Annotated in this window: 15 protein-coding genes; 2 read left to right on the top strand and 13 right to left on the bottom strand. The window is 40.7% G+C overall.

Annotation, left to right across the window (positions count from 1 at the left end):
• Nucleotides 1-56: 56 nt before the first annotated feature.
• The 5 genes from LG336_RS10520 to LG336_RS10500 all read right to left on the bottom strand — a co-directional run bounded on the left by LG336_RS10520 (nucleotide 57) and on the right by LG336_RS10500 (nucleotide 5041).
• Nucleotides 57-353 carry a ferredoxin family protein gene (locus LG336_RS10520; protein ID WP_404333134.1) on the bottom strand — a complete coding sequence of 99 codons (297 nt, stop codon included), beginning with the start codon at nucleotides 351-353 and terminating at the stop codon, nucleotides 57-59.
• Nucleotides 353-1648, bottom strand: coding sequence for an FAD-dependent oxidoreductase (locus tag LG336_RS10515; protein WP_404332500.1), 1296 nt, complete (start codon nucleotides 1646-1648; stop codon nucleotides 353-355). Before LG336_RS10515 ends, LG336_RS10520 begins: the two co-directional genes overlap by 1 nt.
• The gene (locus LG336_RS10510; protein ID WP_404332499.1) at nucleotides 1632-2666 is read right to left on the bottom strand and encodes an electron transfer flavoprotein subunit alpha/FixB family protein; all 1035 of its coding nucleotides are present in this window, start codon (nucleotides 2664-2666) and stop codon (nucleotides 1632-1634) included. Before LG336_RS10510 ends, LG336_RS10515 begins: the two co-directional genes overlap by 17 nt.
• Nucleotides 2666-3493 (bottom strand): electron transfer flavoprotein subunit beta/FixA family protein, encoded by an 828-nt coding sequence (locus LG336_RS10505; protein WP_404332498.1) that lies wholly within the window; start codon nucleotides 3491-3493, stop codon nucleotides 2666-2668. The genes LG336_RS10510 and LG336_RS10505 overlap by 1 nt, the downstream gene beginning before the upstream one ends.
• 501 nt (nucleotides 3494-3994) lie before the next feature.
• A complete protein-coding gene (locus LG336_RS10500) occupies nucleotides 3995-5041 on the bottom strand; it encodes a M14 family zinc carboxypeptidase (protein WP_404333133.1) in 1047 nt (348 codons plus the stop codon).
• Nucleotides 5042-5290: 249 nt separating this feature from the next.
• Between LG336_RS10500 and LG336_RS10495 the strand changes: the two genes are divergently transcribed.
• Both LG336_RS10495 and LG336_RS10490 read left to right on the top strand, forming a co-directional pair.
• Nucleotides 5291-6340: a M42 family metallopeptidase gene (locus LG336_RS10495; protein ID WP_404332497.1), complete on the top strand. Its 1050-nt coding sequence runs from the start codon at nucleotides 5291-5293 to the stop codon at nucleotides 6338-6340.
• Nucleotides 6341-7205: 865 nt separating this feature from the next.
• Nucleotides 7206-8222: a TIGR00341 family protein gene (locus tag LG336_RS10490; protein WP_404332496.1), complete on the top strand. Its 1017-nt coding sequence runs from the start codon at nucleotides 7206-7208 to the stop codon at nucleotides 8220-8222.
• A 58-nt stretch (nucleotides 8223-8280) separates the two neighbouring features.
• Here the strand turns inward: LG336_RS10490 and LG336_RS10485 are convergent, their stop codons facing one another.
• The 8 genes from LG336_RS10485 to LG336_RS10450 form a co-directional block, all read right to left on the bottom strand.
• Nucleotides 8281-8919 carry a GntR family transcriptional regulator gene (locus LG336_RS10485; protein WP_404332495.1) on the bottom strand — a complete coding sequence of 213 codons (639 nt, stop codon included), beginning with the start codon at nucleotides 8917-8919 and terminating at the stop codon, nucleotides 8281-8283.
• Nucleotides 8920-9177: 258 nt separating this feature from the next.
• Nucleotides 9178-10068, bottom strand: coding sequence for a spore coat protein (locus tag LG336_RS10480; protein WP_404332494.1), 891 nt, complete (start codon nucleotides 10066-10068; stop codon nucleotides 9178-9180).
• Nucleotides 10069-10126: 58 nt separating this feature from the next.
• Nucleotides 10127-10528 (bottom strand): spore coat protein, encoded by a 402-nt coding sequence (locus LG336_RS10475; protein ID WP_404332493.1) that lies wholly within the window; start codon nucleotides 10526-10528, stop codon nucleotides 10127-10129.
• Entirely contained in the window at nucleotides 10525-10734 is a 210-nt protein-coding gene (locus LG336_RS10470) for a hypothetical protein (protein ID WP_404332492.1), read from the bottom strand. Before LG336_RS10470 ends, LG336_RS10475 begins: the two co-directional genes overlap by 4 nt.
• Before the next feature lie 24 nt (nucleotides 10735-10758).
• Nucleotides 10759-11040 (bottom strand): spore coat protein, encoded by a 282-nt coding sequence (locus LG336_RS10465; RefSeq protein ID WP_404332491.1) that lies wholly within the window; start codon nucleotides 11038-11040, stop codon nucleotides 10759-10761.
• Between the two features lie 14 nt (nucleotides 11041-11054).
• A complete protein-coding gene (locus tag LG336_RS10460; RefSeq protein ID WP_404332490.1) occupies nucleotides 11055-11243 on the bottom strand; it encodes a hypothetical protein in 189 nt (62 codons plus the stop codon).
• A gap of 213 nt (nucleotides 11244-11456) precedes the next feature.
• Complete coding sequence (locus LG336_RS10455; RefSeq protein ID WP_404332489.1) at nucleotides 11457-11759, bottom strand: transposase; 303 nt, start codon at nucleotides 11757-11759, stop codon at nucleotides 11457-11459.
• Nucleotides 11760-11910: 151 nt separating this feature from the next.
• A complete protein-coding gene (locus LG336_RS10450) occupies nucleotides 11911-12198 on the bottom strand; it encodes a hypothetical protein (RefSeq protein WP_404332488.1) in 288 nt (95 codons plus the stop codon).
• Nucleotides 12199-12203 lie beyond the last annotated feature (5 nt).

Here is a 12203-nt window from a genome sequence, read left to right as displayed (position 1 = left end):
TCCTTGGATAAAAAAGAAGGACTGCTCCATTAGCTAGCCCTCCATCTCTACTATCATTATCCTAATCTAAAAACAATCCCGTGACCGCCCTTTGGGTACTCCCATTTAATATTTTGATGCGGACATCCGATTCTGCAACTTCCGCACTCGTGACACCCTTCATAGCCTACATGCATTCTTATATCTTCCCATTTATAAATTTCTGCCGGGCAAAAGATGGTACAAATTTTATCTGGACAGCTTGTTAAACAAATGTCTTCGTCTTTTACATGAAGATGAGATTTCGTATCAGCGTTAAAGCGAACAAGGTATTGCTTTTCTTCGATAGACTGACCTTTTTTCTGTTCACTCATCATTTAATCACCTTCCAGGCTCGATACATATCTCGAGCGAGTTTCATTTTTTCTTTCCCAGAACCTAAATCACTCCAGATTTTCTTTTGTTTCTCCCATTTTGACATCCCATCAACGGTAAACATTTGGCTAGCTGCTTTGTTTAACATCGGAATGTATTCGTCAAAGTATTGCGGGAATTTATTAAAGTGATGTGTAGAATCCTTATATTTCTGCATATCTTGACCAACAAACCCAGACATCAATCTCATCCGATACGTATCCAACATATTTTCAGAGAAATCCCCTGCTTGCTTTGCTAACAGTATCGTTTCTGCTGCGTATCGACCCGAAGTCATTGCCAGATTTGAGCCTTCACGATGGATCGCGTTCACCAATTGGGAAGCATCTCCGATGACAATTACCCCGTTGCCAACAATCCTTCCCATTGATTTGAAGCCACCCTCAGGGATTAAATGCGCCAAATATTCTTGGGACTCACTTCCCTGAATATAAGGTCGAATCATCGGGTGGTTTTTTACGTATTCTAGGAGTTCATAGGGTTTGATTTTATGCTTAATTAATCCAGAGAGAAGGGTCCCGACGCCGATGCTTAGCGAGTCTTTATTGGTATAGAGGAATCCTGTCCCCAAGATTCCTTTCGTGGCGTCCCCAAACAATTCAATCGTACATCCTTGGTTTTCTTCTAGATTGAAGCGATCCTCAATGATTTTTTTATCAAGCTTTAGAACCTCCATCGTCGCTAAGGCCACTTCATCTGGCTGGTACTCTTTATGGAAGCCAAGTGATTGGGCCAATAGCGAGTTGACGCCATCCGCTAAAACCACAACATCGGCATAGACCTCCCCGTTTGGTCGGTCCGTCTTAACTCCAACAACTTTCCCATCTTCAACGATACACTCTAAAACAACCGTTTCATTGACCAACACCGCACCTTGCTCTACAGCTTTACTCGCAAACCATTGGTCAAATTTCGCTCGTAACACCGTAAAATTGTTGTAAGGCTCCTTAGCCCACTCCATTCCTTTGTACCCGAATGTAACAGCAGACTCCTTATCCATCATCATGAACCGTTGCTCGACAACCGGACGTTCTAATGGAGCTTCTTTATAAAACTCGGGAACAATGTCCTCCATCATTTTTCGATAAAGGACGCCCCCCATGACGTTTTTTGACCCCGGATACTCCCCCCTTTCAAGAAGTAACACTTTTGCTCCGCCTTTTGCTAATTCATGCGCACAAGAAATCCCCGCTGGTCCTGCCCCGACGACGATACAATCAAACTTCTCTGACATGACTAACCTCCTCTCTAGTTAAGGCCTTTTTAAATTGTTCGATTAACATCGGGACAATTTCAAAGGCGTCGCCAACAATGCCATAATGGCAGGCATCAAAAATAGGTGCTTCATTGTCTTTATTGATGGCAATAATTAACCCGGAATTTTTCATGCCGACAATATGTTGAATCGCCCCTGAAATGCCAATTGCAATATAAATCTTCGGAGTAACTGTTACCCCGGTTTGCCCAACCTGATGAGGATGCTCAATCCAACCTGCTTCAACGACGTCACGGCTACCACCGACAGCACCACCAAGCGTGTCTGCTAGCTGGTGAACAAGCTGAAAGCCTTCAGGACTTCCCAAACCTTTCCCACCAGCAACGATTATATCCGCCTCATCGATCCGAACCTTCTTTGTCGTTTCCTTCACAATTTCAAGCACTTTTGTGCGAATGTCTTCTTCTTTTAACGATATGCTTTCTTCGATGATCTTCCCGCTTCGACCAGATTGAGGAGGCAACGCTTTCATCACTTTTGCACGGACAGTGGCCATTTGCGGCCGGTATTTTTTACATAAAATCGTGGCCATGATATTGCCGCCAAAGGCAGGACGACTGGCCAATAACAAGCCTGTTTCTTCCTCGACGTCTAACTCTGTCGTATCAGCGGTTAACCCTGTAGGTAAATCGGTCGCAACCGCACTCGCTAGGTCCTTTCCTGTTGAGGTCGCTCCGAACAGGATAATCTCGGGTTTATGTTTATTCGAACAATCTAACAAAGCCTTCATAAACGATTCGGTCCGGTAATGCTTAAAAATAGGCTGATTATAAACATAGACCGCATCTGCTCCATATTCGAACACTGTTTGCGCTAATGGTTTAATGTTCTCACCGATTAAAATACCGGCCAATTCGACTCCGCGTTTGTCAGCGAGCTTTCTGCCAGCACCTAGTAATTCCAATGAAACGGAGGGAATCTCACCATCCTTTTCTTCAATAAAGACCCAAACTCCCTGATAATCTTTAAAATCCATTACACACCCTCCTTTGCCTGAAACAATTCTTTCTTTTCGAGAAGAACTTCTAGTAATTTTTCAACCTGGTCTTGCGGGTTTCCTTCTAAAATCTCTCCTCCTTCTGGTTTCGGTGGAGCCCATACCTTCGAAACGATTGTTGGGGAACCTTTCAATCCTAGCTGCTTAATATCGACATCCTCCAAATCATCGACCGACCAAATATGAGGCTCGTATCGGGCTGCTTTCAGCATGTTTGGAAAAGGGGAATATGGGACTTCATTTATGGTTTTTTCAACCGACAACAAACAAGGTAGACTCGATTGGACGACCTCATGCCCGTCTTCTAGCTTTCGATGAACTATCGCCTTGCCTTCCTCTCGATTCACCTCGACCACTTTGTTTACAGATGTAAGCGGCGGGATATCAAGTCTTCTAGCAATCCCTGGTCCTACCTGTCCGGTATCGCCGTCAATTGTCATCTTCCCGCATATAATCAGATCCACAGGTTTTATTTTTGAGATTTTTTCAATGGCTTTGGTTACAGCGTAACTTGTGGCCAATGTATCTGCGCCAGCAAAACGACGGTCCGTGATTAAATATCCTTCGTCCGCTCCGATTTCAATACATTTCTTAATGGCCTTCACCGCAGGAGGTGGTCCCATCGTGACAACGGAAACGGTGCCTCCATATTTCTCCCTCAGCCTGACAGCCTCTTCGACCGCATGAGCATCATAAGGATTCAAAATCGCTGGGGCTGTTCTTCGATCCATCGTGTTTGTTTTTGGGTTCATCTTAATGATTTTCGTGTCAGGTACCTGCTTAATACAGGCAACAATATGCAGCATATGCTTCCCTCCCTGATTAGGCTCTTTTCTCAAACTCTGTTATTTAACAAAACAATTGATTGAGTTAATAATGACCAGCAAGAAACTTCAATTATGAGAAAAGAGCTTGCAAACATAAATAAAACAAAATAACTAGCTGTTCTTACGTTAAAATCGGCACTAGGTAGTAAAAATCGGCTTTAAGATTTTTACAATTTTAACAACAATCTTTACGAAAACAACCTCCCTTTAAAGCTATATGATTGAATCCCTAGGTGGATTTGATGTTGATACAAACTACATCGATTATCGTTCTTCCTAGTAAAAGTCCCTTTATGCTTGTTTACTTTAGATATATATTAGTGGGGCCTGATAAAAATGTGAATTTTCTGATAAATAATCTTAAAATAATTTTACGAATATACGTCTAAAAGGGTAACATCCCTACAATTTTATGAGAATGCAAAAAATTCCCGGTTTAAACCAAAGGTTTAAACCGGGAATTCCTCGTTTATCATTATTCTATTCTTCAGAAGGCAAGTTTTTTTGTTCAGGAAGAGTATCCCAGAAACTTGTATCTGCAGTTTCAATCGAACCATCGGCAATAGCCCTCACTGCTGCATCCAATGTTGTGATTGTTTGTTTAATCAAATAACCATTGCTCTTTTGCCCAAGAGCATAGGACTCATATGAGTGATCAGACATTCCGCGCATTTCAAATAGAAGGGTTGAAATGTCATAGCGGACAGCAGCACCATTACGGCCAATATTTTCACCAGTTCCACCGGCATATTTGCCAATATGTCCCCAGCCAGTCGGTTCAAGGGTATTATAAACGATAGAGCCTAGCTTTTTTGAACCTTCAAGCACGTCTGGATCAACATTTGAATTTGTTGGATAAAGAATTGAGCCGGATACTAGCTCTCCATCCGTTGCACTTCTCGTTCCTTGGTGATGGAGGTCGATCATGTAATCGATTTCATATTTTTGGAACACATTTTCATGTAAGACTTTTGCTTCAGGTACCATATCCTCTGTTGCTTTAGCATGCTCACGGTTAATATCTACACCATTTGCATTATAACGGGTTAGGTGACGGTCTCCGTCTGCTAGGTAGTCTTCAAGTGAGAAGTTAACATCTCCCATTGCACCATCGGCATTTAACATTGGAACTACGAGTACATTCACGTTATCTAGTACGCCTTTTGTTTTTCCTGTGCCAAGGTGTTTGATAAATTCAAGTGCTCCTTCGGTTGTTAACTGCTCGTTACCATGCTGTTGTGTTAAAAATAAAATCGTTGGATTCTCTGGGTTGGAGATGTATTTAGCCATATAAATATCACGGCCCTTAACCGTTTGACCAATGACCTCTAGGTCTAAAGCTTCCTGCTTTGCCTCTTGGACTTTTAGATAATCTACCATGCTTTCATATGTATGTAGAATTGATGTTTGGATTGATCCGCCAACATTCGGGCCATTCCCAACAGCACTTGCAGGTAGACCCACCGCTGTCACCGCCCCAAACGCCATTAAACCGGATAAAGAAATAGATAGAACCTTCTTTTTCATACTCATCCACATTACCTCCATCTTTTATTGATTTCTAGTAAAAGAAATCTCTTATCTATTATTCTATAGCTAATGTTCGAATAAGATAAATAGAGATACCGACCTATCCTTTAGACAAATTTCGAGGGGCGAAATAAGTACAAATGAACTAGTGTTATTGATGAAAATTGAGTCCTTTTGATTATCTTCTATGCCGAGAAACCATTATAATAAGAATGGAATTCGTTTTACATAGAAAGGAGTTTTACTTTGACTTATCCAGACACAAAAGAGACAGTCGATTTATTAAAGGAATTGGTAAGCATTTCAAGTCCTTCTGGAAACACCAATGAAGTCATTACATTTGTTGAGAATTTCCTAAAGGAACTCAATGTGGATACCCGTAGGAACCGCAAAGGGGCGTTAATTGCAACCATACCTGGTAAAGATGACCAGAACCATAGAATGTTGACAGCGCATGTTGATACTCTTGGGGCAATTGTAAAAGAAATAAAATCTAGCGGTCGCTTGAAGCTAGATTTAATAGGTGGATTTAAATATAACTCAATAGAAGGCGAATATTGCGAAATTGAAACTTCTGCAGGGAAGAAATTCACCGGTACGATTTTAATGCACCAAACATCTGTCCATGTTTATAAGGATGCCGGGAAGGCCGAACGCAATCAGGATAATATGGAAATTCGCTTAGATGAAAAAGTACATAATGCGGAAGATGTTAAGGCACTAGGGATTGAGGTTGGGGATTTTATTTCCTTTGATCCACGAGTTCAACTCACCCCTTCTGGCTTTATTAAATCCCGCCATCTCGATGATAAAGCAAGTGTGGCGATTTTGCTTCAACTGATCAAGCAAGTGAAAATAGACAATATAGAGTTACCTTATACCACTCATTTCCTTATTTCGAATAATGAGGAGATTGGCTATGGTGGGAATTCGAATATTCCTCCGGAAACGGTTGAATATTTAGCTGTTGATATGGGAGCAATGGGCGATGGTCAATCTACGGACGAATACACGGTTTCCATTTGTGTAAAAGATGCGAGTGGACCTTACCATTATGAACTAAGAAAAAGACTTGTACAGCTAGCAAAGGCGAACGACATTGGCTACAAACTGGATGTCTATCCTTTCTATGGCTCAGATGCTTCTGCAGCGATTCGGGCAGGACATGATATCGTGCACGGCCTTGTCGGCCCAGGAATCGACTCTTCCCATGCCTTTGAAAGAACACATCAAGATTCCATCGAAAACACAGCAAAGCTGTTATACCATTACGTGCAATCAGAAATGGTTATCTAAGCGAATATAATACGCGCACTCCCTACTTATTTTGAAAATAAAAAGCGATAAGACTTGGTTCAATTTATTAGAACTAAGTCTTTTTGTATTTTGCATTCGGAGTCCGTTTAGTCTATCTGGTATATGTGCTTAAGGTCAACATATATTGCTTGGCATTAATTGTCCTTGAGAGCACTCGTCATGGACAAATTTCTCCGTTTGGATGCTCAAAGTGTCCTTGAGAGCACTCTTCATGGACAAATTTCTCCTTCTTGATGCTAAAAGTGTCCTTGAGAGCACTTGTCATGGACACTTTTCTCCGTTTGGATGCTCAAAGTGTCCTTGAGAGCACTCTTCATGGACAAATTTCTCCTTCTTGATGCTAAAAGTGTCCTTGAGAGCACTCTTCATGGACAAATTTCTCCTTCTTGATGCTAAAAGTGTCCTTGAGAGCACTCTTCATGGACAAATTTCTCCTTCTTGATGCTCAAAGTGTCCTTGAGAGCACTCTTCATGGACAAATTTCTCATTCTTGATGCTAAAAGTGTCCTTGAGAGCACTCTTCATGGACAAATTTCTCATTCTTGATGCTAAAAGTGTCCTTGAGAGCACTCTTCATGGACAAATTTCTCATTCTTGATGCTCAAAGTGTCCTTGAGAGCACTCTTCATGGACAAAATCCTCCTTTTTCGTGCTCAAAGTGTCCTTGAGAGCACTCCTCATGGACACAATCCTCCTTTTTGATGCTCCAAGTTGGTCCTTTATAGGGGAGAACCGAAAACTTAATAGAGGGTGCTCTCCTTTTAATTTCTTTTACTACTTTATTTTAACCAATCCAAAGAATGGAAAAGCTATAAATCAAGTATCTAAATGGGGAGTTGGATTTGTGGATTTACAACTTGTTGAAGCTTACATCCCTGAAAAATATTTTGAAAAAGTGACCGAGTCCTTACATAAATTCCCCCTTGTCTCCTATTGGGTCTCCAGGGAGTCAGAAGAGCGCAAATTAATCCGTGTCCTTGTTGAAACCAAAAACACGGAAGAAGTCCTAAACTATTTAGAAAATGTTTCAAATGTGGTGGATGGCTTTGAGGTGCTACTGTTTCCGGTACAAAGCTATTTAACCAGATTAACCGATGAAGAGAAAGAAAAGATAAAACAAGAGGAAAAGGAAGATACCACTAAAATTCAAAGAGCTAGCCGCCATGAATTATTGGGTGCGATTGAGAAATCTAGTCGGATTACTCTTAACTATACCTTGTTGGTCATTCTCTCGGCCATAGTGGTTACAATTGGGTTTATAAAAGATAGTGAGGCGGTGATTATCGGGGCGATGGTAATTGCACCGATGCTTGGTCCAGTGATTTCGATTGCTTTTTCATCTATTTTGGGGGACTTTTCCCTCATCCGCCATTCGTCGATTACGCTTTTATATGCGATTGCCATTGGAATTGGCATCGCCATCTTCTGCTCGTTCTTTCTCCCAGTCCCACTTGATAATACCGAATTTGCATCAAGGACTCATGTCAATTTATCTGATATTGTTCTAGCCTTAGCATCTGGTACGGCAGGTGCTTTATCCATTATCAGTCGTCTACCTGACGCACTTGTTGGCGTGATGGTCGCAGTGGCATTGTTACCACCGACGGTTGTCCTTGGGATGTCACTAGGTGAAGGGTTGTGGCAAGAGGCTTATGGGTCGGGACTTTTATTGGTCGGAAATATCAGTTCAGTCATTTTAGCTGCGATTATTGTCTTTTCCTTAAGTGGCATTCGACCAGTGAAATGGAAGGATGTCGACCGGGCAAAAACATCTCAAAAGATGTCTATTCTTTTTGTCAGTATAACGATTATCATTCTAATTACAGCAATCCTTTTTAGCCACCATGTTGATATCCTATAAAGGACAGTCGTGTGAAAGAATTTCGTATCTAAAACAGATAAAATGCCAGTATTCAATTTTAGAACACTGGCATTTTATGGGTATAATCAAAATAATCCGTATAAGGGCTGTCTTTAGCGTATAAAACTTCCCAATTCTTGGTTGGTTCTAATATGTGATTTCGGACAAATTCATCAACTTTGTTGACCTGCTTAGATTCAATAATTTTAATGATTTCCTTATGCTGCTCGATGGCCAAATCATATCGATGTTCGATTTCGGATAAAAGTCTTATCCGATTATAGTGGGTACTTAATCTAATAATGGCTTTCCAGACATTTTCCTTCTGGTTCCCTTGGAAGATGGTACGATGAAATTGATTATCTAACTCATGAAATTCCAACGCATTCCCTTCTGCCTCACTCATCCGTTCTTGCAACGAGACGATTTTTTTTAACTCAAATAGGTATTCTACTGAAAAATCTTCGCACGACAGCTTTAACACTTCTCTTTCAAGAGTATAACGCATAAAAGCAGCTTCCTCTATTAATCGTGGATCGATCTTAGTCACGTAAGTACCAATTTGGGGGCGAACCTCGACCAAGTTTTCTTCTCTCAGTTTGGCCATTACTTCCCTTATTGGTGTCCGCGAAATCTGCAATGCTTCAGCAACTTCTATTTCACTTATCGCCTGACCAGGTTTTAGTTCTAAACTCATTATCGCACCTTTTATTACCCGGTAGGAGTATTCCTTATTGTTTTCATTTATTAATTTCCTTGGAATGGTAAACATCACTGCACCTCTGATTTACTTAGCTTTAGAGCCCTTTTCTATTGCATGATTATACCACTTAATTAAAATGCTGTCATCGACTCCTTTCCATGCTCTTGATATTAACCCCTATTTATAATAAAACAGAAAAAAAATCTATGAATGTGAGAATGCCCCTAGTTGTTCACTCGGGGCACCCTTTTTTTAATGATTAAATTTTTGATTCCCTTGATAGGAGTTCATATTTGGTTGGTACCCAGGAGGCACATTCATATTCCCACTTTGTCCGTAGGATTTTGTTTGCTGCCCGGAGGGATTCATATTGTGCTGCTGTCCCATCGTACCGCCAGCTGACATACCTCCCATAGCTCCAAAGTTATGACCTTGAGCTCCTCCCATTTGTCCTGAAGGTGGATAATTTTGCGCTGGAGTAGAAGCATTCATATAACCCGTAGGCGCCTGAGTTGTCGGCTGTTGCATATAAGCCTTCATTGGATTGTCTTGACCCTGATTTTGACCAGCTTGCATGGTGTATTGAGCTTTCAATCCTTCACTAGAAGGTTGATAGCTGTGTAAGTATGTTTTCGCAGTATGATCCTTTATTGTTGGTACTTGGTATAAGCCTTGTTGATTCATAAATAAAAATACTTCATACGCCTGGTTAACACAGTTCATCGCACTATTGGTAAGCATTTGGCGAAGATTTGGATCCGCTATTTCTAAAGCTGCTTTTACCCCATTTGCTGCTGCATTTTTATGACATAAAAGCATCGCCGAGGCCACTTCATAATCATTTAGAGTCACATTTGTTTCCGGGGCAAGCATAGATGGATTATCAAGACCGTATTGAATTTGATCGGGTTTGATGTTGCTCACACTCGTATTTGGGGAGATAGGATTAAAATGAGTATAATCATGTGTATATGTGACAATCGTATCATAGGATTTGATTTCTTCTTGTTGGTGCCGCATAATCATATTTTTCAGCTCTGGATTTTTCGTTTGCATGGCATATAGATTAAAATGGCTAATCATATTCTTTTTTTCTGCTAGTACTTCATGGACTTCCATGGTTTCATGTGCGCCGAATGGCATATGCTACACTCCCTCTGTTTATTTCTGTCCTTTATTGTTAGCTTCAATAAGAATCATTTTATTGCATAAAATTTAGTTGGTCGTCAGTTTGACCTTGGCCTTGGTATTGATTTTGTCCTTGATTCTGGTTCTGCCCTTGGTTCTGCCCTTGGTTCTGATTCTGATTCTGTCCTAAGTTTGTCGCGGTTTGTGCAGCTTGCAAATCGATGCTAAGCTGTTTCCCTAGATCATTTGGATAATAAAAACCATTTGAAACCATATAATCGGTGATTCTTTGATGCTTATCGATAGAGTCGTTTAAATACTGAGTTAAGGTTTCCCTAACTTCCGGGGTTGAGGATTCAGCAATTGCCATCGCAAGCATTTTTATATCAGACTTAGTGGCGAATAAAAAATCAGTAGCAATGACTTGGTTCGTCATGCCGCCCATTCCCGCCATATTTTGCATGAACTGATTCACTGTTGTGCCCCCCTCTCGGTAATAAATTGCTGTAGACGGTTAATCTGCTTTGTGGTTTTGTTCGCATCATCCGATAAGATTTGTTTAAGTTCCTCATCCTGAACCAAAGCACTCATCGTCGTTGATTTTGTCAGGCATAAATTTTTAAACATCAGAATTTCATGGAGATCTAAGCTTTCGTGAATACCCATGTATTGAGTTACCATAACGATTTCCCTCCTCTCTTTTGTTTATTGTGTCATTCCTAGTACGGTTTGGGTCGCTTTCAAATCCACTTTAATCTGTTCGTTTACGTCATGTGGATGATAATAACCGTTTTCAATCATGTAATTGCTAAGTTGCTCATGGGTATAAATCGCTCGATTAAGATGATCTTGTAAGGTTTGTTTTAATTCAGGGGTTGCCGTTTCAGTAATGGCGGCAGCATATCCAATAATTGCCGACTTTGCAGACAGTAAACATTCTGTCGCAATCGCTTGATCAGTCATTTGATTACTCTGTTGTCCATCCATAATCGTTCCTCCTTTTAAGATAGAAAGCCCTGTATGTCTTGGACTTCCTTTTTTGTTGCTGTTAAATCAGCATCTAAAATCGTTTTTAACGCTTCATCTTGGGCGAGTCCGCTAAGGGTATTCGCTTTTGTTAGGCATGTATTTTTAAAAACCAATAACTCATGTAATTCCACTGTTTCATGAACTCCTAAATTAGCTCTCATTGTGCTTCCCCCTTTCTTCTCAAAATCCTTCTTTATCATGTGTTTAACCAAACCTATTCATCCTCCATTTAAATTTAGGAAATTCATAAATATAGGAATAAAACATGTTTAAATCATGCAGTTTAAATCAGAATGCAAATAATACTGGGGCGAGTTGAAAAGGGTAATTTAATTCAAAATAAAAAAGCCCTACTCCTAAAGAATGGAACTTCACTACCTTTCTTTTTTAACTGTTTCATCAAACGTCAAGACAACCAATCGATAGAGGATATACACTCCTATATATGCACTTGTTAGTAAAAAGACAGGATTTAAAAATAGACCATGGATATTTGTCATAAATACCGTATTATCTTTAATAATCTCAAGAATTGCTAGAGCTGCAATAATCCCAAATAATAGGACACAGATAATAGCTAGCAAGTTTAAAAACAGCCTCGATTGCTCCCAATAGGTTCGTAAACCAAACATCAGCAATGGAGTGATGATACTCCCGGCAATAATCAGAAAAACCATAACATTCACCTCGTTTAAATTCTTTACCTTTTTCCGAGCATGTAAACAGATTACTAAAAAAATTCGGTGCCGAATTGACACCGAATTTCTGTTATTCCCTATTCGCACCAAGTGCAAGGTTGGCAAGGTATAACTTGTTCGTCCGCTTCCTTTAGTAATATGGGTAGCCACCGCCATAAGGAGAATATGGAGGGTAATACGGGTTCAAATATGGAGCAGAGTAAGGATTTCCTGCTGCAGCCCCTAATGCACCCGAAGTAAGTCCACCTAATAGGCCTCCTACAAACGGTGCCCCACCATATCCTCCATGATGTCCTCCGTGGTGGCCTCCATGATGTCCTCCGTGATGTCCTCCATGATGTCCTCCGTGATGTCCTCCGTGGTGGCCTCCGTGGTGCCCCCACTGTCTAAGCCCCTGCATATTATACTGATTTTGCAAATTCG

This window comes from Mesobacillus maritimus, from assembly GCF_044803185.1.
GTDB lineage: Bacteria > Bacillota > Bacilli > Bacillales > Cytobacillaceae > Mesobacillus_B > Mesobacillus_B maritimus_B.
This window is presented reverse-complemented; position numbering and strand designations above follow the sequence as displayed.

Excerpts from the sequence above, each read along its gene's own strand:
- LG336_RS10520 (WP_404333134.1), bottom strand. The coding sequence starts at position 353 with ATGAGTGAACAGAAAAAAGGTCAGTCTATCGAAGAAAAGCAATACCTT.
- LG336_RS10515 (WP_404332500.1), bottom strand. The coding sequence starts at position 1,648 with ATGTCAGAGAAGTTTGATTGTATCGTCGTCGGGGCAGGACCAGCGGGG.
- LG336_RS10510 (WP_404332499.1), bottom strand. The coding sequence starts at position 2,666 with ATGGATTTTAAAGATTATCAGGGAGTTTGGGTCTTTATTGAAGAAAAG.
- LG336_RS10505 (WP_404332498.1), bottom strand. The coding sequence starts at position 3,493 with ATGCTGCATATTGTTGCCTGTATTAAGCAGGTACCTGACACGAAAATC.
- LG336_RS10500 (WP_404333133.1), bottom strand. The coding sequence starts at position 5,041 with ATGAAAAAGAAGGTTCTATCTATTTCTTTATCCGGTTTAATGGCGTTT.
- LG336_RS10485 (WP_404332495.1), bottom strand. The coding sequence starts at position 8,919 with ATGAGTTTAGAACTAAAACCTGGTCAGGCGATAAGTGAAATAGAAGTT.
- LG336_RS10480 (WP_404332494.1), bottom strand. The coding sequence starts at position 10,068 with ATGCCATTCGGCGCACATGAAACCATGGAAGTCCATGAAGTACTAGCA.
- LG336_RS10470 (WP_404332492.1), bottom strand. The coding sequence starts at position 10,734 with ATGGTAACTCAATACATGGGTATTCACGAAAGCTTAGATCTCCATGAA.
- LG336_RS10465 (WP_404332491.1), bottom strand. The coding sequence starts at position 11,040 with ATGGATGGACAACAGAGTAATCAAATGACTGATCAAGCGATTGCGACA.
- LG336_RS10460 (WP_404332490.1), bottom strand. The coding sequence starts at position 11,243 with ATGAGAGCTAATTTAGGAGTTCATGAAACAGTGGAATTACATGAGTTA.
- LG336_RS10455 (WP_404332489.1), bottom strand. The coding sequence starts at position 11,759 with ATGGTTTTTCTGATTATTGCCGGGAGTATCATCACTCCATTGCTGATG.